At 69.0% G+C, this 22,532-nt stretch carries 13 protein-coding genes and 3 pseudogenes; 8 read left to right on the top strand and 8 right to left on the bottom strand.

Annotated features, from left to right (window positions below; genetic code table 11):
• Nucleotides 1-19 precede the first annotated feature (19 nt).
• Nucleotides 20-6,103 carry a hypothetical protein gene (locus MTF65_RS22330; protein WP_243630679.1) on the top strand — a complete coding sequence of 2,028 codons (6,084 nt, stop codon included), beginning with the start codon at nt 20-22 and terminating at the stop codon, nt 6,101-6,103.
• Nucleotides 6,104-6,212: 109 nt separating this feature from the next.
• On the opposite strand, the gene MTF65_RS22325 is transcribed toward MTF65_RS22330, so the two are convergent.
• Nucleotides 6,213-7,022 carry a class I SAM-dependent methyltransferase gene (locus MTF65_RS22325; RefSeq protein ID WP_243630812.1) on the bottom strand — a complete coding sequence of 270 codons (810 nt, stop codon included), beginning with the start codon at nt 7,020-7,022 and terminating at the stop codon, nt 6,213-6,215.
• Between the two features lie 219 nt (nt 7,023-7,241).
• Nucleotides 7,242-7,448 (bottom strand): annotated as a pseudogene (locus tag MTF65_RS22320) (helix-turn-helix domain-containing protein); the annotation flags it as partial.
• 135 nt (nt 7,449-7,583) lie between these two features.
• Here MTF65_RS22320 and MTF65_RS22315 point away from each other — a divergent pair.
• Nucleotides 7,584-7,754 (top strand): annotated as a pseudogene (locus MTF65_RS22315) (helix-turn-helix domain-containing protein); the annotation flags it as partial.
• A gap of 698 nt (nt 7,755-8,452) precedes the next feature.
• Nucleotides 8,453-9,571 carry a site-specific integrase gene (locus tag MTF65_RS22310; protein ID WP_308407202.1) on the top strand — a complete coding sequence of 373 codons (1,119 nt, stop codon included), beginning with the start codon at nt 8,453-8,455 and terminating at the stop codon, nt 9,569-9,571.
• A gap of 280 nt (nt 9,572-9,851) precedes the next feature.
• Here the strand turns inward: MTF65_RS22310 and MTF65_RS22305 are convergent.
• A pseudogene (locus MTF65_RS22305) lies at nt 9,852-10,471 on the bottom strand (LysE family translocator).
• A gap of 111 nt (nt 10,472-10,582) precedes the next feature.
• Between MTF65_RS22305 and MTF65_RS22300 the strand changes: the two are divergent.
• Together MTF65_RS22300 and MTF65_RS22295 are read left to right on the top strand one after the other, a co-directional pair.
• Complete coding sequence (locus MTF65_RS22300; protein WP_243630676.1) at nt 10,583-10,996, top strand: Lrp/AsnC family transcriptional regulator; 414 nt, start codon at nt 10,583-10,585, stop codon at nt 10,994-10,996.
• Nucleotides 10,997-11,361: 365 nt separating this feature from the next.
• Nucleotides 11,362-11,802, top strand: a complete 441-nt coding sequence (locus MTF65_RS22295) for a hypothetical protein (protein ID WP_243630675.1) — start codon at nt 11,362-11,364, stop codon at nt 11,800-11,802.
• A gap of 485 nt (nt 11,803-12,287) precedes the next feature.
• On the opposite strand, the gene MTF65_RS22285 is transcribed toward MTF65_RS22295, so the two are convergent.
• From MTF65_RS22285 to MTF65_RS22270, 4 genes are all read right to left on the bottom strand, one after another.
• Complete coding sequence (locus MTF65_RS22285) at nt 12,288-12,815, bottom strand: 2'-5' RNA ligase family protein (RefSeq protein WP_243630674.1); 528 nt, start codon at nt 12,813-12,815, stop codon at nt 12,288-12,290.
• A gap of 555 nt (nt 12,816-13,370) precedes the next feature.
• Nucleotides 13,371-14,522, bottom strand: coding sequence for a hypothetical protein (locus tag MTF65_RS22280; protein WP_243630673.1), 1,152 nt, complete (start codon nt 14,520-14,522; stop codon nt 13,371-13,373).
• A gap of 963 nt (nt 14,523-15,485) precedes the next feature.
• Nucleotides 15,486-16,439, bottom strand: a complete 954-nt coding sequence (locus MTF65_RS22275; protein ID WP_243630672.1) for a hypothetical protein — start codon at nt 16,437-16,439, stop codon at nt 15,486-15,488.
• 380 nt (nt 16,440-16,819) lie between these two features.
• On the bottom strand, nt 16,820-17,989 hold the full coding sequence (locus MTF65_RS22270) for a magnesium and cobalt transport protein CorA (protein WP_243630671.1): 1,170 nt from the start codon (nt 17,987-17,989) through the stop codon (nt 16,820-16,822).
• A 152-nt stretch (nt 17,990-18,141) separates the two neighbouring features.
• Here MTF65_RS22270 and MTF65_RS22265 point away from each other — a divergent pair, with 152 nt between their 5' ends.
• Nucleotides 18,142-19,332 (top strand): winged helix DNA-binding domain-containing protein, encoded by a 1,191-nt coding sequence (locus MTF65_RS22265; protein WP_243630670.1) that lies wholly within the window; start codon nt 18,142-18,144, stop codon nt 19,330-19,332.
• A gap of 45 nt (nt 19,333-19,377) precedes the next feature.
• Complete coding sequence (locus MTF65_RS22260; RefSeq protein WP_243630669.1) at nt 19,378-21,057, top strand: AMP-binding protein; 1,680 nt, start codon at nt 19,378-19,380, stop codon at nt 21,055-21,057.
• A 7-nt stretch (nt 21,058-21,064) separates the two neighbouring features.
• Here MTF65_RS22260 and MTF65_RS22255 read toward each other — a convergent pair whose 3' ends face one another.
• On the bottom strand, nt 21,065-21,553 hold the full coding sequence (locus tag MTF65_RS22255) for a glutathione peroxidase (protein ID WP_243630810.1): 489 nt from the start codon (nt 21,551-21,553) through the stop codon (nt 21,065-21,067).
• 224 nt (nt 21,554-21,777) lie between these two features.
• Between MTF65_RS22255 and MTF65_RS22250 the strand changes: the two genes are divergently transcribed.
• Nucleotides 21,778-22,521 (top strand): hypothetical protein, encoded by a 744-nt coding sequence (locus MTF65_RS22250; RefSeq protein WP_243630668.1) that lies wholly within the window; start codon nt 21,778-21,780, stop codon nt 22,519-22,521.
• The last annotated feature ends 11 nt before the right edge of the window (nt 22,522-22,532 follow it).

Below are 22,532 nucleotides of genomic sequence, written 5' to 3'. Positions count from 1 at the left end.
CCAGTTCGCAGGAGACCGTGTGACCTCACCTCGCCGCCGGCGTACCCAGCCGTGCGAAGAGCTCGAAACACCCTTCACCGTGGGCGAAGGGCCGATGACCGCCCTGGAGCCCGCCCTCGCCGGCGCGTTGGAGGCCTGGGCGGAAGCCCTCAACGCCGTACCCTCGCCCGTCGGCTCTGCCGTGAGACTGCTTCAGCAGGCCGACGTGGAACACGCCCTGAACTCGATGCCGGTCCAGTGGCGCCGTCATCTCCTGGGCACTCTGCGCATCTCGGTCATGGGCACCAGGGTGAGCCCCGCGCTGTGCCGCGACGTCCTGGCCCGGATGGTGCGCGATCCCGACTCGGCCAAAGCGCGGCACGCAGCTGCCCACCTCACGCAGCCGCTCCTCCACGACCTGCTGACGGCCGGTGCCTCGACGGAGCCGCTGACCCGGCGCTGGAGTCCGGCGCTCCTGCGTCTGGCCGGGTGGTCTCTGTTGCGCGTTAGCAGGGAGGACGCACCGGTCTGGCTCTGGGCCCTGGACCAGCCCTGGATGACGGAGACACCCCCTCCGCTGGCTATCGGCGCCGTACGCGAAGCAGTCGAGCGACTGGTGGAGCTGCTCCAGGAGCCCCGATACGAACCCGAGGAGAAGGACATGGGACTCGACGAGGCTGGCGCCTCCTCCTATCGGGACGCGAAGACCCAGGGGCAAGATGCGGCGTCGGAGGACGAGCTGCTCACATCCGGTCTCGACCGTGTTGAGCGCGCGCTCGAGGCCGCAGCCGGGCCTGTGCAGCGCGTCGCCCAGGCGGTGGCCGAGCAGGCCAGGCCGGACGACGAGGACCTAGCCTCACTTACCGAGGTGGCGGTGTCTTTCGACGAGGCCCTGGCTGTGCTGCGCGCACACCGCCTGACCCCCGCGCGGACCGACCTGCCGAGCCTGCGGGAGCGGACAGCCCACGCGATAGAGGCACTGGGCCTGGGACAACTCCGCACGCACCTCGAGCTCGTGGCCGGCTTGGCCCGTACGGAGGGCTCCACACTGCCGGCCGAGGCACTGGTTCAGGCACAGGAGCGAGCGCGTGAGCTCTTGGCTCAGGGAGACTGGGACAAGCAAGACCGTGCCGACGCCGAAGCGCTCGGCATACTCCTCACCATGGTGGAGCTCGCGCAAGGTATCCAAGACCGGCCCGCGGAGATCCTTGAACTGCTCGGGGCGATGTCGGCCAAGGCGCCTGCTCCCGCCCTGGTGATGCTAGCCGCGCAACATGCTGGCCTCACCCTGGCATCCGGCCAGGAACCCGCAAGCGATGCGCAGGAGCGCCGAGCCTCCGACGCGGAGCCGCTCACCGGCCCCGTGCCACTGGACACGCAGCTTGTCCATGCTGTGCCGCTGGCGCCTGAGCCTGTGCTTGGCGGGGGCGAGTCTGAGTCGCCGCCCCAGGCGCCGGATACCCCGCGTGACGCCACCGCTCCGTCCGGGTCCCCGGCCACCGTGCCCGTCGAAGGCGCCCAGCCGGACACGGTGGCGACCGTCACGACGGTCGCGGCCGCGTTGATTCCGCCACAGTCGACCCCCGATGTTCTGACTGCGGTAGCTCCCGTGGCGGCCGACGCTTACGTACCCGACGCCGTACGGGACCAGACGACGCAGCCGCTGGACACTTCCGTGGTCGGCACCCCCCGGGCAGCAGAGCTCGCCCCTCTTCTGGAAGCTCAGCGCTACGGCACGGCGGCGGCGCTGGCCGATCAAGGCGGCCACCCCTCCTTCCGCCTCTCGGCGTTGCGGCTGTCCGCCTACGCCCACGGGCTGCGGTCGGCCAGTGGTGAGTGTGCCTCCCGGGTCCGAGAGGAACTGTCCGAGATGGACATCGACGGGCTAGTCGACAGTCAGCCAGACGCTGCGCTGGTCACCGCTGCCCTGCTGCGCACCGTTTTGGTCACCGGCGATCCCGAGACCAGCGCCCCACTGGAGCGTGTTGCTTCCGCCCTGCCCCAGAGCCTCACCTCCATCGCGAGCGAGGTCGCACTCCGCGCCCTGCGGTCGACGCTGCTCCACTCGCCTCCGCTCGCCCTGGCTCAGGGAGCGGCCGAACTTGAGAGGAGCATGCAGGAGGCCCGTGAGGAGTGTAGGCAGGGTCTCGAGCAGATCCCGCGGATTCGGTTCAACCGGGCCACTGAGATCACGCGGCTCTGGCTCGCCCCGGACGGGCTCGTCGGCCGGCTGCTCCAGAGCGCTGCGGACGACGATAGGGCGGTGCTCGACGAGGTTGCCGAGCATGTACGCGTGCTGAGCGTCGACGCCACGCTCCAGGCCCAGCTCAACGAGGTCGACCGCCAGCTGATGAAGTCCAGCAGCAGCCGCCTGGAAGGCCCTGCCCGACAGAACCTGTTGCGGTCGGTGCGTGAGCGCCTGCGGTGGGTCGAGAAGTGGGTTGTTGCTGCCCGTGCGCTCAACGCGGGGGCGCAGGATTGGAGCGTCGACCAAGTCCAGGAAATGCGTGCCAACGTACTGGGGCTACGGCACGCAGCGCTTTCTGACCTCGAGGAGCAGGCCCGCACTGAGGACCCGTACACCGCCTCCGCCATGCGATCCGCCGCCGAATCCCTGAGCCTGACCTTCGAGCTCCTCGCCGGTGACGCCCGGCTTGATCCCACAGAGCCCCCGGCAGAAATCGTGCTCGGGGCGGACCTGCTGAAGCTGGCGGGTGTGTCGGTGGACGAGATGACCGGGCACATCGTCCCGCCGCGTCTGTCGGCTGACACCATCGCCGCTGCTGCGGGGAGGACATGGGCGGAGGCTGTCAGCAGCCATGCGGCTGCTGAGCGGTTCGACGTCGCCACCCGTCTGACCGAACTCTCCGAGCAGCGCCACCTGCCCGGTTTGGCGGGCAGTGACAAACTCATCGAGGAATCGGTGCAGTTGGGGGTAGCTGAGGCGGCCAAGCGCACGGTGGCCGAGCTGGAGATGATGCGCCGGGTATTGGAGGACGCGCTGCGACGCACGCGGGTCAACGGGGTGTTCAAGGAGGAAGAGGAGCGCGACTTCGAGCACCGACTCAAGGCCTTCGCCCTTACCTCAACGTCCAACCTCGCCTCGGCACGGGAGCGGCTGGATGCACTCTCCGAGGAGCTTGAGCGGGCACATGCGAAGGCCACGGCCACTCTGCGAGCTCGGCTCATGGAAATCCCCGACCTGAAGCCTGAGAACGTCGCCCGGGTCACGCCCCTCCTTGACGACGGCGACCTGCTGACTGCTGAGGAGCTGATCTCCCACCTCTCCAACGGCGAGAGCATTCCGGACACCCGCCAGGCGGACCACCCGCTGGATGCCTTCTTCCCCGTGGTGCCGGACGCACTACCCCACGGGATTACTGAGGAACTCATCCAGGCGGTGCGGGACCGCAAGCGGTTCCTGGATCTCGACGCATTGGATTTCTCCACGATGTCGGAGGAGTTCACGGAGCAGGCGGCTCAAGGCCTCGCCGGGTGGCGAGAGATGGCCTCCCGCCGGGGAGCGCGCCGGCTGGAGGGGCTGAGCGAGGAGAACCTGCTCATGCCCGCCTTGCGACTCATCGGCTACCGCAGTTTGCGTAGGCCGCAGCGGGACCGGCAGCGGAGCACGACACCGGAGCACCGGTTCCTCGACCTGGTCGAGGTGGGATATACGGGCAACGCGCTCGTTCCGTCATTTGGTTCGGCGCTGCGCGGCAGGCTCCGAGTGATGCTCGCGTGGGGGCAGCCAAAGCCAGAGGCGCTGATGGCTCGCGTCCAACAGGACCCGAGCCAGGAGAGCCTGCTGGTTGCCTACTTCGGAACCCTCTCCGCGCAGGACCGCACGGCACTCGCGGTACTGAGTGTCGGTCGCCGTCCGATGGTCGTTCTCGACGACGCGGCGCTGGCTCATCTCGCCGCCTGTGGAAACCAATTGCTGGATCGCGCCATGCAGGTGCTCCTGCCCTTCTCGGCTGTCAACCCGTACGTCAGCGAGAAGCGGGGCCGGGTGGCACAGGAGATGTTCTTTGGCCGGCTGGAAGAGCTCGGCTCGGTACAGAATCCGGCGGGCAACCAGGTCGTCTTTGGCGGTAGGGGTCTCGGCAAGTCTGCTCTGCTCAAGGAAGCGGGCAGGAACTTCACCGCTCAGGCACCCGCGGCGCACGTCAGTCTGGCACTGAGCCTCGACTCCACGTACAACGGCACCAGTGCGCAGGCCGCAGCCGTATGGAACATCATCGGACGAAGGCTGCTGGAGGAGGACGCGCTGATCCTGCCCAAGAGGGTGCGGCCGGACGCGGTCCTGACGGCAGACGCCGTAGTGGCCGGAATCAGGGCGTGGCTGAAGCAGGACAGCAGCCGGCGGATGCTCATCATGCTGGATGAGGCGGACGGCTTCTTCGAGTCGGATTCCCCGCGGTTCACCGAGACCCGGCGTCTTCGGGACCTCAGCTCGGATACGAACGACGGTGTCAAGATCGTGTTTGCCGGTCTGCACTCGGTGCAGCGGTACGCGACTCTCGCGGTGAACAACCCGTTCAGCCATCTGTCACAGCATCCGACGGTCATCGGTCCGTTGCAGCCGCAGGACGCAGCCAACCTGCTACTGAAGCCGCTGGCGGCGCTGGGCTATCGGTTCAACGAACCGCCGTTGGTCCACCGGATTCTCGGGCACTGTTCCTACCAGCCCTTCCTTCTGCAGATGTTCGCGCACCGGCTCGTGCAGGCCATGCACACGAGGAGGGAGGAGGGGTGCGGGCCGCTGTACTCCATTACCCGTGGGGACGTGGAGAGGGTCCAGTCGGACAAGGATCTGCAGCGCAGCATTACGGCGGCCTTCCACGACACGCTGCGGCTCGATTCCCGGTACAACATGATCGCCAACGTCGTTGCGCACCATGCCCACCACAATGGGATCGACGCCAGGATGACCCATGCGGAGCTGCGCGAGGAGTGCACGTACTGGTGGGCCGAGGGGTTTCGGGACTTGGACCCCGATCAGTTCCGTGCCTACCTAACCGAGATGGAGGGGCTCGGGGTGCTCGCCCCGGATCCCGACTATCGGGGCTGGCACCTGCGGAGCGCGAACGCGCTGAGCATGATCGGCACGCTTGAGGACGTGGACGCGCAGCTCCAGAACACCTCGAGTCGGGAGGTGACTGAGCGGCTCACGGCCATGGAGACCCGCCACAGGTCCGCCCACTCGCACGCACACTGCCCGCTCACCGCGGCGCAGATCGCGGACGTCCTGCCGGGAAGGCAGGTCGCGGGCAGCGAGCAAGGCCGTCGGAACCTCGCCCGTGTGGTCATCGGCTCGCCTGCTACGGGGATCGACCGGGTCAGCTCGGGACTGCGTGAGGTCGCGGAAGCGACGGGCTGGAAAATGCCCTACATCAACCGGCGTGCTGATTTCGAGCGTGAACTCGTCGGTGGCGCGGCGGGTACGAGTCGTCTCGTCCTCTCCGACCTGACTGTGAAATTGCCCGGGGAGCAGACGTGTCTCGACTCGCTGGACATGGCTGCCACGTGGCTCCCCGAGGCGCCGGGGGTCACCCGTTCCGCGGTGGTGGTTGCCGGCTTGGAGCAAATCACGCTGTGGGGGGACCTGTTGTCCGACCAGCAGCGGCGTGAGATGGGCATCGTGACCCTGCGGCGCTTTACTCGCCACGGACTGCGTACCTGGGCTCTGGATCAGAAGAGCGCCTTTGCCTCCGAGTCGGCGCTCACGCGTCTGGGAGCGATCACGGGCGGCTGGCCGCTGCTCGTCGACCGTCTCTCGGAACAGCTGGCTCGTGGCGTGCCGGAGGGTGCAGCCCTCCGGTCGCTCCACGAATGGCTGGACGACCCGGAGGGTGCGAGTGAATTCCTGGCCCTGGCGGGCCTCGTGCCGAAGACAGCCCTGTGGTCGGCCTTCGCGGTGGTGCAGGAGTTCATGACGGAGGAAGGGCTGCCTCTCGAAGACCTCGAGGCGGCCGTGGAAAGCGGGAGGTACGACTCGACTGTGGCGGCGGCTGACATGGTCCGAACCTTGAGGGCTCTCCAGGTGTTCGACGTGGACCTGAACGGCCTTCACCGCCCCGAAGCCGTCCTACTCTCCTGCTGGAGGCGTGTTTCGGCTGCGTGATCCGGCAATCGCGACGGTCTCGGGTCACCGACTCGGGGCCGCAGCGGTGAACCGAGCGGGTTCGAGTCCTCTTCGGCACGGATGCGGTTGCTTAGGCGCTACTTGCTACTCATCGACAGACGAGGATGCCGCCGAGGCAGGTGACGCGGAATGCGCCCTCGGCGTGGATGGTCTCTTCCACTCCTTCCCGGGCACGCTCGACCGTCTCGTTGAAAGGGACGCCCATTTGGTCGGCCCATGCTTCGTACGAGGCCAGGTGGGCGACCACAGGCGCTGGGTCGGTCACCTCGATCACCCCTGGGAGGGGAATCGTCCGTACGTCAGCGAAGACGGCACCCAAGATTGCGGGGGCGTCCTCCAGGGTGAAGCGGGCGGAGAGCTGGACGCGTGCGGGGCCCTCGGGGATGCCGAGGACGTCGCCGGCGGCTCGTCGCCAGAGGTCTTCCAGTTCGCGTTTGTCGGTGCGGCTGTTGGTGGATGCGATGGCGATGCCGCCCTTGGCCAGGACTCGGCCCAGCTCCCGGACGGCGCGTGCCTGGTCCTCCACGTGGTACAGCATGTGCATGGCCAAGGCGGCGCCCAAGGACCCGTTCGCGATGGGGAGCTGCTGGACGTCCGCGGCCACGGCGCCGGCGATGCCTGCCAGGATGCCGGGGGAGACGTCCATGGGGAGAACGGTCAGGTCCGGCCGCTGGGTGCGTATCCGCTGCACGAACTTGCCGTTTCCGCAGCCCACGTCAGCTACCGCGCCGCGTACGCCGGCCAGCTCCTCCACGACGAGGCCGGGTAAGTCGTGCCGCGGGGTCTGCCACTGGTAGAGGGACTGGCGGGCTGCCAGGTGCCGGCCGGTGCCGTACGCCTGAGTGGAGAGGAGGTGCCGGTCGGTGACCGAGGGCTCGTTCGTGGGCTGGGTGCTCATCGCGGCGAGGCGTCCTAAATCGGAGTCGAGCTGCTCCAGCACCAGGGCGTTGACGTTGGTAGCGGCAGCGTGTCGAGCGAGCCGGGCTGAGAGCTCCGCGTCCGCGATCATGCTGTCCGCATCGTCTGCGGGCGCTGCGGAGGTTTCGGTTGTGGATGGTGTTCCTGAGTACGGGGTCGCCCCCTTCGGGTGCAAACCCAGCACTGCCTCGTTGTCGACTTGGAACACCGCGCACAGAGCCGCCCGGTAGTCGCCGGAGGGCCAGGTGATCGCTCCGCGCTCCAGCCGGGAGATCCAGTTCGCATCGAGCTCGAGCTCAGGGTCGCGGCCGGTGGTCGCTCGGACTTGGGCACAGACCCGCTCCGCTGCCTGCGCCTGAGTCCACCGGCGCTCGTTTCTGAACCTGCGCAGGGCCTCGTTCGCCATCATCCCGCCGTCCGCTGGTCGAATCGGGCGCCCGGAATCCTAGCGGGAATCTGCCTAGTCCGTGCCTACAACGCGCCTACAGGAATGCCCTGTCCGGGGCCCTGGCGGCGGAGTTGACTGTGATCACCCACGCAACTCCGGTCGCGTGAGCTCGCTGCCCGTGTCACCGAGCTCGGCCACCCCATGACCAACACCATGCTGTCCCGCATCGAACGTACTCGCCGGCGCTGCGACGTGGATGACCTCGTCGCCATTGCGGCCGCCCTGGGAGTCTCCCCACTCGCCCTGCTCCAGCCCGTGACGTAGGGGCCCGGGTGGGTGTGCGGTGACGCCGCCCCGGCTTGTACCCGACGATCCCCGGTCAGCCAAACCGGGGATTCTCCAGACCATAGAAATAGTCAGCTCCACCTGCCTGGCAGCAAGCGGGGAGCGGACTCGTCATGCCCGATTTCCGTCGCCTCAGATTGTCGACGGAAGAGCCCGAAAGTTTTCGATAAGTGCGAAGTGTTGCTTGTGGCAGTGAATTGCTGGCGAATGTCCGTATGTCTCCCCGGGTGTCGCCGCTCGGGAGGGGTTTCCTGAACGTACGCGAAGCTGCCGAATACCTGGGGCTGTCGCCCGACACCCTTTACGTGTTGGCGGCACCGTCGCCAAGGTCCGCCGAGTTTTCGGATGGGGCGACGCGGGCGGGTGATGTACCGGATCGAGGCACTTGACGCGTGGATCCGGGAACAGGAGCAGGCGGACTCCCGTAGCAATACCTCCCTGAGCCCGGTGAATGCCGCCCCGCAGCGCCGTGCCGGGTATCCGGCCACCGCCTGACCGATCTGACCGGCCTTACCGCCCTACGTCTAACCCCTACCCAGAGGAATTCTTTGGCTGGCTATATCGAAGACCGTTGGATCAAGAAGAAGAAGGATCCCGTCACCGGGAAGCGTGAGCGCACGACCCGTTACGGCAAGGGGTCCCGATATCGTGTCGCTGGAATCCCGGGCGTCCGAGACATGTCGTTCGACGCGCTGGAGGACGCCAAGGGGTGGCTCCGGCGGTCCGGCACCGACAGCGAACGAGGCGAGTTCGTCGACCCGCGCGACGGCTCCATCACCTTGGCTGACTTCGTCACGCGCCACTGGCGCGCCGGCGTTCGCGGCGCACCCGGCACGATCAAGCGGATTGACGAGCGGGTACGACTCCACATCCTTCCGTACCTCGGTGCGGTGGCGCTGCGCGACGTGTCGGCGACCGTCCTGCGCGGCTACATCGCCACGCTCGAAGGCGAGTGCTCTCCGCGGTACGCCCGGCAGATCCTGACCTCGCTGTCGAACATATTCGAGACCGCGATCGACGACAAGCGCCTAGTGCGCAATCCGATGCGGGCCAAGACGGTGCGCTGGCCGAAGGCGCCTGACGAGGATCGTGACGTGTGGCCACTGGCAACGGCGCAGAGGGTGCGGGACGTGATCAACCCTCGCTATCGGATCGCGGTCGTCGTCGCGCTGGGGTGTGGGCTGCGCCAGGGCGAGGTGTTCGGGCTCTCGCCGAAGGACATCGACTTCGAACGCGGCGTCATCCGGGTGCGCAGGCAGGTGCAACTCCTCTCCAGGCGCCTCTACTTCGCCCTGCCCAAGGGGGGCAAGACGCGCATCGTCGACATGCCCCGGTCGGTCGCCACGGAACTGGCCGCGTACTTCCTCGACCATCCGGCCGTCGACGTCGAGCTCCCCTGGGGCGGACCGGAACCCGACCGGGAGAAGCAGAGCTTCCCGCTCATCTTGACGACGACCTACGGGAACGCCATCCGCGCCAACATCTTCAACGATGAGGCCTGGAAGCCGGCCTTCGCAGCGGCCGGAGTCATTCCCGTACGGGAGAGGGGCACCCGGTGGAAGGCCTCCCGCAAGGACGGCTTCCACGTGCTCCGGCACACTTACGCCTCGGTCCTCCTCGAAGCGGGCGAGTCCATCGTGACGCTCGCGCGGTGGCTCGGTCACTCAAGTCCGACCATCACCCTCGACCACTACGCCCACTTCATGCCGGAGGCTGGCGGCAAGGGACGTGCGGCGATCGACGCGCTGCTCGGAACGGTGCCCGAGTACGTGCCTGAGGGCCTGATCACGGCGTGATCAACGGGTGGCTGGCTGGCGAATGTCAGTGGGTGTTGGCAGCGCTTCCAACACGACAGGGCTGGAGACGTTGGTGAGAAGCGGGAACCGCTGGAGGCTGCTCCAGGCCTAACCGCAACTGACCGCGATCGCCTCGGCACACCACACGGCGGCCTCATGACCGGTTCGGGTCGGGTTCAGGACTCTGACCGTGCTTCCGTGACGACTATGCCAGAGCGACGGGGTCTTCCCCGTACATGCTCTCCTGCGGACCAGTGCCGGGTGGAGCGCGACGGGTTCCTCACCCAGCCAGGCGTTCCACCAACAGGAAGGCGCCGATGGCGAGCATCATGGCACCGCTGATGCGCGTGACGACACGGGCGGCCGAGGGCCGGGATTTCAGGACCGTGCGGGCCAAGAACGCCGACGGCGAGGTAGACCACGGAGCACGCGGTCAGGTGCAGCATGCTGAGCAGCCCGGCCTGCGCGGCGACCGGCCAGCCGTCGGCGGAGTCTATGAACTGCGGGAACAGCGCGAAGTACAGCAGTAGCGCCTTCGGGTTCAGGCCGCTGATCCCAGCCCCCTTGAGCATGACCTGCACGCGGGAGGCGTCCGAGCTCTCCCCAGCGGCCGCCGGTACGGCCGGCTGCCTCAGAACGCCCCAGCCCAGCCACAGCAGGTAGCCGGCGCCCGCCACGGTCAGAGCGGTGAGCGCCGCCGGGGAGCTCGCCACGATCACTGCCAGGCCCGCGACGGCCACCAGGGCGTAGGCCGCGTGTCCGGCGATCAAGCCCGTTACGGCCGGGACGACCGAGCGTTCCCGAAGTCCGGCGGAGATCACGAAGGCCCAGTCCGCGCCGGGGGGTGAACACCAGGAGCAGGCCCACCGCCAGGAAGGCCGCCAGCGCCGTCGTATCCATCGATCGTTCCCTCTCACATTTCTTGCCCTGGAGGGAAGGCTAGGCCGGATTTGCCCGAAGACGCTTGCGTCTTTACCCCATGATCGCGCGATGCGAGGGAGAATCTTCCCCGTGGATGCCCTGGACCGGAAGATTCTTACCGAGCTACAGCTCGACGGCCTGACCATCACCGAGCTGGCCGCTCGCGTGAAGCTCAGCGTCTCGCCCTGTCACCGGCGGCTGCGCGACCTTGAACGCGAGGGCGCGATCCGCGGCTACCGCGCCGTCGTCGACCCGGCCGCCGTCGGCCTGAACTTCGAGGCGCTCGTCTTCGCCACCCTGCGCTGGGAGAACCCCGACACCGTCACCGTCTTCGAAGAGGCCGTGGCCGCCGTCCCGCACGTGCTTCAGGCGCAGCGCCTGTTCGGCGAGCCCGACTACCTCCTGCGGGTCGCCACCACCGACCTGGCAGCGTTCCAGGAGCTGTACGACCAGCAGCTCGCACGCCTGCCTGGGGTCCAGCGCCTGACCCCGGCGCTTCGCTGAGCATCTATCTGTCCAGACTGGCCAACTACAGGATTCTGACCGCGTTTCCGGATGCTGTTGGTGATCTTCAGGTGGAACCACGGTGCGTGCGAATAGCCGCTGGTCGCGTGACGCGCGGTTGAGCCGGGCTGTTGGCCGGGGGGCAGCCGAGAGCACGTCCATCAGCTGCAAATCCGGCAGTCCCAGGGGGTGCAACACCTCCGTGCCAACAGGCCGCGACAAGATCACCAACGACATCCGGAATGTGTGCCAGAACCACTTGGCGTCTATAGAGCCAGCCTGGTGTCGCAGCGCTGTTGGCCGGTGTTGAGACGTTGCCGGGGCCCTGGTGCGCGGGTGGCGGCCGGGCAGGCTAGTTTGCTTGGATGAGTCTTCTTGATGATGTGGCCGAGCGCGACGGCTGGCGGTGCTGGGTGTGTGACGAACCGGTCGACCCCGACGAGTCGGTGAACGACCCGCGGGGGCCCAGTGTCGACAGCCGGACCGCCGACCGGAAGGCCAAGGTCGCCGAGCGGCTCGCGCACCGCGGGTGCAATAGCCGCAAGGGTGCGGTCAAGGTGGTCATCGCCTGGCCGGATCGCCTGTACGTAGTCGAACCCGCGCCGCTGATCGCCGTTGCCGACAGGCTGGAGCGCAAGGGGGGCCGCGAGATGGTGGGCCGTTGTCCGACCAGGAAGGACGCCCAAGAGGCGGCGGATTGGCTGGTGGACCGGTTCTCCCGACTGCTACCGGGGCTGCCGGTGACCGCCGACATCGAGGCGGGCGGCGGCCAGTTCCTCGTCATCCTGGCCACCGGCCGCCGCTGATCGGGGATCACCCTCAGCCAAAGACGGCCGACGGCGGGGCGCAGTAGCCGGAGAAGGCGAACGGGCCTGCGATGCCCCGCTAACAGCAGTAGCGCAGCAGTGCGGGCCGCCGCCCTCGCCGGGTGGCGGCCCGCACTGCTGTGTTCACTCCTCGGAGGGATCGGGGCTCCAGACGGCTGGCCCGCCGCCGCGCCACTCGATGAGCAGCGGGTCGTCCAGGCGGACGTTTTCCGGGTCCAGTTCTGCCCGCCGCAGGAACTCCAGGAGGTCGCGGGGGCCCAGGGCGCGGCCGAGGATCTTGCCGTGGCAGCGGACGCGGCGTCCGCCCTCGGCGTCGGGCGGGTAGACGACTACGCGCAGAGGTGTGGCTGTGCAGGTTGTTTGGTCGTGTGCGCAGGTCGACTGGTCCTCGGGATGCGGCCGAGGATGGGGTGCCGGCCTCGGGCTGTGCTCGCGGCCAGGGTCGAGGGACTGGCGGGCGGTGTTTACGGCCCGTCGGGGACGCCGAGCGGCACGGTGAACCGCGGCTGCCAGCCTTCCTCCGTCAGCACCACCAGCTGGACCGCCGCCGCACGGGTGCGCAGCGGCAGCAGGCTGCCGATCGCAGCGCGGACATGGGCGGCAGCTGTCGGGTTGTCCGCGCCCATGGCGACCGTGACATGGGCGGCGGGCCGCGCCCCGAAGCGGCCCTTGTACGGGCGCAACCCGGGCCACTGGGCGCGGAACGCATCGACGATCGTTTGGAGTCCCGGAACGGTGACGGCGACGAAGCCGGACGCCGTAACGACCTCCTCCAAGAGCAGATCAGCTGCCGGAAAACTCGCAGCCAGGGAACGCACGCCCTTCTCGTCCTGATCTGTCAGCGCCGATTCCGGCACGAACGGGTAGAGGAGCGAGACGTGCGCCGGCACCCCACGACGCACCAGAGCCGGGTCGATACGCCACGCCGCCTCGAGGAGCGGGGCGGCATCGGGCAAGACAATGACGACGGCAGTGGTCCCTGGCTCTGGCACGCCGTCATCATCGCAGGCCAGTCCGCTACTGCGCCCGTTGCACTGGGAGGTGGGCGAGGGCAACGAGTTGGGCGTGGTCGAGGCGGTCGCGGCCGACGTGTTGGCTGGTGATCCACGCCCCGTACGATGCCCGCTTCCGTCCGGGACGTGCTCGATGTCGGGCTCGTCCGGCGATGCCGCCCTCGCGTGTGGCTCCGGATGCTGTTGGTGATCTCAGTCGCCGGCGCGGTTGCGTTCCAAGGAGGCCCGGTTCGCCTGCCGCAGCCTGGCAATCCAGGGTGCCGGTCCGGCGCTACACAAGAGGCGCTTACGGGCTGACCGACCCGCGGCGCCCAATAGGCACCGAGCGCGGCGCGGGAGCTTCAGCTGATGGACGTGCTCTCGGCTGCCCCCGGCCAACAGCCCGGCTCAACCGCGCGTCACGCGACCAGCGGCTGTTCGCACGCACCGTGGTTCCACCTGAAGATCACCAACCATCCGGAATGTGTGCCAGAACCTGAAACTCACCTACAGAGCCGACCCTCCCCCCGATCCGCTGACCGTGCTGTCGGCGCCTCACTCCGGCTTGCGTTCTGGGCCCGCGAAGTCGGGGCTGGTGTAGCTCGGGCGGGGGCCCGGAGCGGGATTGGGGCTGGAGCTGGGGGAAGTGAAGTCCGGACGGGTGTAGCCGAGGTCCGGTATGCGGCCGGGGGCGCGGGAAGAGGCGTCCGAGCGCGGAGGGGCCGGGTCAGCGAGGGCATCCCTCAGGAAGGGCATGATGCCCCTTTCCAGCAGGGCATTCCGCCAGGCTTCTCTGGCCCGGGCCACCTGCTCCTCGCTCGGTTCGTGGTCGCGCGCGGCCTCCGGCGCGGGTTGGTCGCGGCTGCTGCGCAGAGCAGTAACCAGCAGGCCGACCACACAGACGGCGATCGCGCCCACGGCCACGGCTACGAACAGCCATCCAGCGGCGAACATGGTCCGGCCGGACCCCGACTCGGCGCTGAACATCTCGAGGACGAGGCCGATGAGGAAGAACAACGCGGCGGCGGTTCCTGAGAGGACGGGGGCGAGGACGGCGACGACGGTGAACAACCCGGCTCCGGCCGCCTCGGTCGTTTCCAGAGCCGGTGTTTCGCTGCTGGTCGGGCGCGTGCGGGCGGCCGCCGGCGGCGGCTCGGGCGTACGCGGTGACCGCCCCCCCGCCGCCGACGGTACCGCTGGGCGTACGCGCAGGCCCAGCAGCGCTGCCAGCAGACGGCGGCTGTAGGACATCCTGGCCCACCGTGGCGCAGCGACTCCGTCGCTGATCCGGCGGCCGCCTGGTTGTCCGGCACCCAGGACGGCCACGCCGAACCGCCGGCCCAGACCTGCCCATGCGCGGTGGTTGGTGGCCGCCGGGCGGGTGCCGGAGCGGGAAGGGGTGGGGGCCGACGGGGCGGGGGCGGCCGCCGAACGCCGGGACGAGTACACCGTGTCCGAGGACTTGTGCGGGTACAACGCCGAATAACGGCGTTCTTCGCGGACCTTCACATAGTGGTCGTACTCGGCCGCTGCGGCCGCCGTGAGGAGTGCACTGGCGCCGAGTGCCATGGTGCGCAGTTGCTCGGCCGTGAGCCGTTCGCCCATGGCAGCCAGTTCCGGGCGGTCGGGGGCTGTACGCAATGCCTCGTCGAGGATCCGCTCGTACTCCGGGCGGTCCTCGGTCAGCAGGTGTGGAGCGCTTGTCACAGCCCCTCCTCCCCGATCGCCGGTCCTTGCCGCAATCGTGGCGCGCCTCGACCGTCGAAGCCAGATCCCGTTCCGTCGACAGGGTCCGCGGGAACGGGCATGTCCCCGGGGCGCGTGGGATCGGGAATCTGTGTCCGGCCCGTGGGGATCTCGCCGGGTGTGGGACTCGGCGTGCGAGCTTCCGCGGCCGCGGAAGCCGGCCTGGGGGGAGGCATCGGTCGCGCGCGGAGCGGCCGACCTTCAGCGGAGAGGGGAGGCTGGGCCTGGGCGGCGGGGGACACGGAGGGCGGGGGCTCCGTTCGGGGCGGAACAGCGGACGGCGCTGCGGCAACAGCGGGGCCGTCCACACCGGGGCCGTCCGCACCGCCGACGCTCACGGCACCGGCAGTCGAAGGTGCTCCGGCCTCCGTGGCTGCCTCCGCCGTCCCAGCCGGTTGCCGCTCGCCCGTCAGCGCCTCGTTCACCGTCTGGATACGACTGAGTTGGGTGAGCAGTATGGGCGCCGACATTCCGACCACGAGGGCGGCGTACTCACCGCTGATCTGTCCCGTGGTGCCGAACAGCACCGCGGCCCCGGCACCCATCACGCTGTGCAGGACAGCCGCGACGATGTCGACGGCGGGGTCGAAGTACGTTCGGAACTGCGGTGGTACCCCTTGTGCCGTCCCTTCGGCGGTCAACTGCCGATGGACGCGGCGATCGGCCTGCCAGGACACGAACCGGGTGTACAGGTCCAAGAGACCGCGCAGCAGGCCACCCGCCGCCCCCAAGAGAATCAACGTCGGGACGTCCACGCTCTCCCCTGGTAACGGCGCTACAGCCTGACTGTGAACCTCCGGACACCGGTCGAGCGTAGAGCCGTGTGCAAGCCGCGGCAAAGGGACTGACCCGATTCGGCCAGAGCCTATCCACCTAAAGATCACCAACAGCGTCTATTCCGCGGAAAGTGAGTCAGAACCGGGTTCAGCAGTCGTAGCGGTGGGTGTAGGGGGTGTTTGGGCAGGTGCGGCAGACGAAGAAGTACATGCCGCCGAGGTCGCCCAGGCCCATGTGGTGTCCGAATGTGTCGAGGGTGGCGGGGTCCGCCTCGGCTCGCCAGGACGGGGTCGCGGTCTGGTCCTGGCTGGGGTTCCGCTCGTCCAAGGGGAGCCAACGGCCCATGCCCGCCTCGGTTGCGGTGATGCTGAGGAGGTGCTCCATGCGCGTGCCGCAGCCCGCGCAGTCGGGCCAGTTCGGCGGCTGGGTCCAGCTCGGGTAGCCGCCGACCTTGCTCTGCTGGGTGGTGGCCACCTCGAAGAAGTCGAAGCCGCGTTCCTCCTGCAGGGCTTCGAAGCGCTCGCCGAGCTGCTCGCTGAGTTCGTCCGGCAGGTCCCAGTTCGGGTATTCCACGGCTGGTGTGGGGGACACCGTGCACGGCCGGGGCAGGTAGTCCTCCTCCGCGGTGTGCGGGCGGGGAGGCTTGCCGGCAGAGGCGTCGGCGGCTGTCAGCGCCGTGTTGCGCCAGTGGAGGCGGGGGTTGGCAGCGTACTGGTCGTCCTCGTGCACGAGCGGGCACCACAGGATCTGCAACAGGTCGGTGCCGGCAGGGAAGGCGAGGCCGGGCACATCCCGTGCGTACAGCTGGACGACCGGGACCATCGCGACTGGCTCGGGTCCGACGGGCGCGTCGAGCGGCTTGTAGTGGTCCGGTTCGGCGCACATCGGCCAGGGTTCGCCAGCCGGCCACAGCAGGGGCCCGCCGATGGAGCTGTAGCCGGGGCCCGGTTGCCCGGCCCGGGGGTAGAGAAGGGTGACCTCGCGTGCCGTACCGGCCAGCTCCGGAAAGACCGACTCGACCTCGAAGGGGATCGGCGCCAGCGGCCGCGGCCCGGCCGGCCGAGACTGAGCGGTGTCCTGCTGTATGTGCCCTGACGGCATGGAGTCTCCTGCTGCTGGTGGTCGTACGCCGCCGACCCTAGCCCCCGCCCCCGACAGCGGTCCCGCCCGTCTCTCCCGCCCTGCATCCGGCCAGTGGGCGACGGGCTGCATACACTCTGGCTTCGAGAGCCCGACGCGATTCGTACGGCGGACATGCCGCTCCTGGCACCACGGCCGGTCGCCGGCTGTCCGTCGACTCGTTACCCTCCGCAGGCGCGCGCTGCCGAGGGCGGCCGGCGGCACCAGAGGGTCAGCGCCAGGTGCGGGGGAGGGTCCTGTCGGATTGCCGCGCATTCTCCCCAGATTCTCCCCAGGGAGCCCGGCGGGCTACTTCTGGACGTTCGTGATAGCTAAGTCGATCAACCGTAGCGATGTGCCGTCTAGAGCCAGTCGCGCTTCTTGAAGATGACGTACAGGCTCACGCAGACCACTGCCATCAGGAGAATTGCGAAGGGGTAGCCGCCGGCCCACTTCAGCTCCGGCATGGTTTCGAAGTTCATGCCGTAGATGGTTCCCACCAGCGTGGGGGCGAAGAGGATGGCGGCCCACGAGGAGATCTTTTTGATTTCCTCGTTCTGTTCGAAGCCGGCTTCGGCCAAGGCGCGCATTTCGGCGCTCTGTTGTTGGGAGAGGAGGGTGGCGTTGACCGTAAGGATTTCTGTCAGGGCCTGGCGGAAGCCGTCGACGCGTTCGCTGGTGTGGGTGACGTGGTCGGCGACGTCGCGGAGGTAGCGCTGGAGTTCCTCGTCCGTGCCGTACTTGGCGAAGCCCGCCATCAGGCTGTGGAGCATGCCGACCAGGGGGCGGGTGGCGCGTTGGAACTCCACCATTTCGCGGGAGAGTTCGTAGATGCGGCGGGAGACCTCGGGGGCGCCGCGGAAGACCTCGGTCTCGATTTCGTCCATGTCGTTCTGGACGCCCTCGACGACCGGGACGTAGCCGTCCACCACCGCGTCGAGGATGGCGTACAGGGCGGCCTCCGGGCCGAGGGAGAGGAGTTCGGGGGCCCCCTCCATGCGGCGGCGGACGGCGGAGAGGTCGGGGGCGGCGCCGTGGCGGACCGTGATCAGGAAGTCCGGGCCGACGAAGATGTGGAGTTCGCCGAACTCGACCTCCTCCGGGGCGTCCAGGTAGCGCGCCGCGCGCAGGACGACGAAGAGGGTGTCCCCGTAGCGCTCCAGCTTGGGGCGCTGGTGGGCCTCCAGAGCGTCCTCGACGGCGAGCGGGTGGAGATTGAACTCGGCGGCCAGGGAGTGGAGCTCTTCCTCGCTCGGGCGGTACAGACCGATCCAGGCCATGCCGTCGTGCTCTTCGCGCAGCCGGCGGAAGGTGTCGGCGAGGCTGGCGGGGGAGGCGACGCGGCGGCCGTCGCGGTAGACGGCGGAGTCGATCACGCTGCGGTGGTCGGCGGGAGGGGGCGTCGGCGGGCCGGGCTGTGGAGCGGGCGGCGGGGCGGAGGGGGGCGTCCCGGTCGGGGAGGCGGGGCGGCGCCAGCCCGGGCGCTTCGCGGCCGGGGAGGGGCGGCGGTCTGGGCTTGGGCGCTCCGTCATCGCAGGTCAGCTCCCGGTCGAGCGAAAGTTTGTGGGCTAGGGGAAGGATATATGGGGTGAAAGGGTGCGTGTCGCGGTGTGCCGCACTGCCCGTCGCGGTGTGCGGTCGGATGCGGACAGAAGGTGTCCGCAAGGAGGGATAGCTTGCTGTCATGGCCTCCAGGACGACGCATCCCGTACTCGATACCCGTTCGCTGAACCGTGCCACGCTGGCCCGCCAGCTCCTGCTGAGCCGCGCCGAGATGTCCGCGCGGGACGCCGTGGCGCACCTCGTCGGGCTCCAGGCGCAGAACGTGAAGCCGCCTTATTACCAGCTGCACGCGCGGCTGGCCGGATTCCGGCCCGCCGAGCTGGCCGCGCTGATGGAGTCCCGTGAGGTGGTCCGGATGGTCACGATGCGCTCCACCATCCACACGCACACCGCGCAGGACGCCCTGACCCTGCGGCCGCTCGTGCAGCCCGCGCGGGACCGGGAGGTGAACTACTTCCGCAAGGGGCTCGTCGGGGTGGATCTGGAGCGTCTCGCCGCGCACGCCCGGCGCTTCGTCGAGGCCGAGCCGCGCACCATGGCGGAGATCCGCGAGGAGCTGCTCAAGGAGTGGCCGGACGCCGATCCGCAGGCCCTGTCCGTCGCCGCGCGCTGCCGGCTGCCGCTCGTGCAGGTCACCCCGCGCGGGGTGTGGGGGCGCAGCGGGCAGGTACGGCTGACCACGGTGGAGCGGTGGCTCGGCAAGGCCGCCGGGGGTGGCGGAGGGGATGTCGGAGGAGATGTGGGAGGGGACATCGGCGGCGACGTTGGCGGGGACGTCGGCGGAGACGTTGGTGGGGACGTGTCGGCCGTGGACGACGTGGTGCTGCGCTACCTCCGCGCCTTCGGCCCCGCCTCCGTCAAGGACATGCAGACCTGGGCAGGCCTCACCCGCCTGCGCGAGGCCTTCCAGCGGCTGCGCCCCCGGCTCGCCACCTTCCGCGACGAGAACGGTGTCGAGCTCTTCGACCTGCCCGACGCGCCCAGGCCGGACGCCGACACCCCCGCCCCGCCGCGCTTCCTCCCCGAGTTCGACAACCTGCTGCTCTCCCACGCCGACCGCACCCGGGTGATCGCCCCCGAGGCCAAGGGGCGGAGCTGGGTGGGCAACCAGGCCTACCGCACTCTCCTCCTCGACGGATTCCTCGCCGGGCTCTGGAAGGCCGACGCGGGCGTGCTGACCGTCGAGCTGTTCGGCACGGCCTCGCCCACGACCAAGGAGGAGATCGCCGCCGAAGGGGAGCGGCTCCTCGCGGACATGGACGAGACCACCGCCGGGCGGGGCTCCGTACGCTTCGGGTCAATCCACGGCTGACACCGCTCTGGTGATCCCCCTGTTCCGCGCGGCACGATGCCTCCCATGACGGAGTACAGCGCCACCGAACAGTTCCTGGCCGCACGGGACTTCCTGCTGGAACACCGCGGGGACTACGACGCCGCCCGCGCCGGATTCACCTGGCCCCGCCCCGAGCGCTTCAACTGGGCCCTCGACTGGTTCGACCACATCGCCGCCGGGAACGGGGCCGACGCCCTGCGGATCGTCGAGGAGGACGGCACCAGCCGGGGCGTCTCCTTCGGGGAGATGAGCGTACGGTCGGACTCGGCCGCCAACTGGCTGCGCACCCAGGGAGTCGCGGCCGGCGACCGGATCCTCGTCATGCTCGGCAACCAGCGCGAGCTGTGGGAGGTGATGCTCGGCGCGATGAAGCTGCGCGCCGTCGTCATCCCCGCCACCCCGCTGCTCGGCCCGGCCGACCTGCGCGACCGCATCGAGCGCGGGCACGTCCGCCATGTCATCGCGCGCACCGAGGACGCCGCGAAGTTCGACGAGGTGCCCGGCGCCTACACCCGGATCGCCGCCGGAGCGGAGGTTCCGACCGGGTGGCGGCGGCTGGAGGACATGTACGAAGCTGACCGAAATTTCAGTCCGGACGGCGAGACCCTCGCCACCGAGCCGCTGATGCTGTACTTCACGTCGGGCACCACGGCCCGGCCCAAGCTCGTCGAGCACACCCACGCCTCGTACCCGATCGGGCACCTCTCCACCATGTACTGGCTCGGGCTGCGACCCGGCGACGTCCACCTCAACATCGCCTCGCCCGGCTGGGCCAAGCACGCCTGGTCCAACCTCTTCGCCCCGTGGAACGCCGGCGCCACCGTCTTCGTGCACAACTACACCCGCTTCGACGCCGAGCGCCTGATGGCCGAGATGGACCGCGGCGCGGTCACCACCTTCTGCGCCCCGCCCACCGTGTGGCGGATGCTGATCCAGTCCGACCTCACCAAGCTCCGCACCCCTCCGCGCGAGGCCGTCGCCGCCGGCGAGCCGCTCAATCCGGAGGTCATCGAGAAGGTCCGCCAGGCCTGGGGGGTCACCATCCGCGACGGCTTCGGCCAGACCGAGACCACCCTCCAGGCGGGCAATTTCCCGGGCGTCCCCGTCAAGCCCGGCTCGATGGGCCGCCCCGCGCCCGGGTACGAGATCGTCCTCCTCGACCCGGTCACCGGCAAGGAATCCCCGGACGAGGGCGAACTCTGCGTGGACCTGCGCCCCCGGCCCGCCGGGGTCATGACCGGCTACCGCGACGACCCCGAACGCACCGCCGAGGCCATGGCGGACGGGCTGTACCGCACGGGCGACGTCGCCTCGCGCGACGCCGACGGGCACCTCACCTACATCGGGCGCTCCGACGACGTCTTCAAGGCCTCCGACTACAAGATCTCCCCGTTCGAGCTGGAGAGTGCCCTGCTGGAGCACGAGGCCGTCGCCGAGGCGGCCGTCGTGCCCGCGCCGGATCCGCTGCGGCTCGCCGTACCGAAGGCGTACATCACCCTCGCCGCCGGCTGGGAGCCCGGGAAGGAGACCGCGCGAGCGCTGTTCGAGCACTCCCGCGCGGTTCTCTCCCCGTACAAGAGGATCCGGCGCATCGAGTTCGGCGAACTCCCGAAGACCGTGTCGGGCAAGATCCGCCGGGTGGAGCTGCGGGACCTCACCGCGGCCGGGTCCGCGGGGGAGTACGACGAAGCCGACCTGAGCTGAACCCGCGTTACGCGGGCAGGTGCGCCTCGATCGCGGCGATGAGCTCCGGGGACTCGGGCTCGGTGCGCGGACGGAACCGGCCGACGACCTCACCGGCGGGGGAGATCAGGAACTTCTCGAAGTTCCACTGGATGTCCCCCGCCTCGCCCTCCGCGTCCGGGGTCTTCACCAGCTCCTGGTACAGCGGGTGCCGGTTGTCGCCGTTGACCTCGGACTTCTCCAGCATCGGGAAGGTGACGCCGAAGCCGGCCGCGCAGAAGGTCTGGATGTCGTCCGCGGTGCCCGGCTCCTGGCCGCCGAACTGGTTGCAGGGCACGCCGAGGACGGTGAAGCCCTTCTCCTCGTACGCGAACTGCAGACGGGCCAGCCCGGAGTACTGCGGCGTCAGCCCGCACTGCGAGGCGGTGTTGACCACCAGGATCGCCTTGCCCTTGAAGGGGGCGAGGCTGGTGGGCTCGTCGGACAGCGTGGTCAGCGGAATGTCGTACAGGCTCAAGGTGCTCTCCTCGGCAGGGAAGGTGACGCGTTCGAGCTTAGGGGGTGCCCCCACGGGCCGGGGATGAGCCCCTGATGCCTCCTTTCAGCCATCCATGACCGGGATCCGGCCAAGTGGCCGGAGTGCCCCCCTGCCCAGGTCTCTCCCTTTGGGAAGCTGCTTCAGCTAAATGAGTCAGCGGAATGATCAAAAGACCGGGTCGGTTCGGCGGTCGGGAAAGGTCCGTGAATGCTCAAGTGGACTTGTTGATCAGCATTGCCGAAAAAGTTGTCGTCGCCGTTTCGGCATCTGGGCTCTCACTGGTGGGGATGCGTCTCTTCAGGCCCCGCATCAAACTCTCCCCCGACATCGCGGTCCGGTGGTCCGAACACCGCCAGGGCCTGCGGTACAACCTGAAGCTGGTGAACAAGAGCCGACGCGTGCTGGTGGATCTGAGATTCGAACTGGTCTTCGTTTACGAGAATTCCGAAGGCAGGCACAAAACCAAGCTGATCGCGCGTGCCCGGCCGGACCCGATGTCCATCAAGGGCCGCAGCTGGAAGAAGCAGACCACGAACGTTTCGGGTGCCTACACCGTCGCGTACAGCGAAGACATCATCGCGGTCATCGCTGAGCGGACGCTGGCGGGCACCCGTGCGGCCCATCTCCGCTTCCGGTGTTTCGCGCGGGACGGGATGTCGGGCATCGGGAGGCAATTCGAAATGAAGTACGAGCCGCCCCTCGCGAGCCTCGTCTACGGAAACTTCGAAAAGGTGAAGAGCCGGAAGGTGATCCGCGAGGAACCGCACGACGGCTGGACGGCGAAGCTGGCCGACCTCTTCGGGCCGGGCGGGCCGGGCGGGCCGGGAGGGGTGGGAGAGGTGGGCGGGGTGGTTCCCGGGGCGCGACGGGACGGTGGCACGGCCTCGGACGCAGGCGCGCACGATTCCGGCTCCGGCACGAGCGGCGACAAGGAGCTTGGGCGCTGATCAACCCGGGG

The sequence above is a fragment of the Streptomyces sp. APSN-46.1 genome (assembly GCF_022815725.1).
In the GTDB taxonomy this organism is placed as follows: Bacteria; Actinomycetota; Actinomycetes; order Streptomycetales; family Streptomycetaceae; genus Streptomyces.
The sequence above is the reverse complement of the archived record's forward strand: the minus strand, read 5'-3'. Positions and strand labels throughout refer to the sequence as shown.

Excerpts from the sequence above, each read along its gene's own strand:
- MTF65_RS22325 (WP_243630812.1), bottom strand. The coding sequence starts at position 7,022 with ATGAGCACCCAGCCCACGAACGAGCCCTCGGTCACCGACCGGCACCTC.
- MTF65_RS22310 (WP_308407202.1), top strand. The coding sequence starts at position 8,453 with ATGTCGTTCGACGCGCTGGAGGACGCCAAGGGGTGGCTCCGGCGGTCC.
- MTF65_RS22295 (WP_243630675.1), top strand. The coding sequence starts at position 11,362 with ATGAGTCTTCTTGATGATGTGGCCGAGCGCGACGGCTGGCGGTGCTGG.
- MTF65_RS22275 (WP_243630672.1), bottom strand. The coding sequence starts at position 16,439 with ATGCCGTCAGGGCACATACAGCAGGACACCGCTCAGTCTCGGCCGGCC.
- MTF65_RS22270 (WP_243630671.1), bottom strand. The coding sequence starts at position 17,989 with ATGACGGAGCGCCCAAGCCCAGACCGCCGCCCCTCCCCGGCCGCGAAG.
- MTF65_RS22265 (WP_243630670.1), top strand. The coding sequence starts at position 18,142 with ATGGCCTCCAGGACGACGCATCCCGTACTCGATACCCGTTCGCTGAAC.
- MTF65_RS22260 (WP_243630669.1), top strand. The coding sequence starts at position 19,378 with ATGACGGAGTACAGCGCCACCGAACAGTTCCTGGCCGCACGGGACTTC.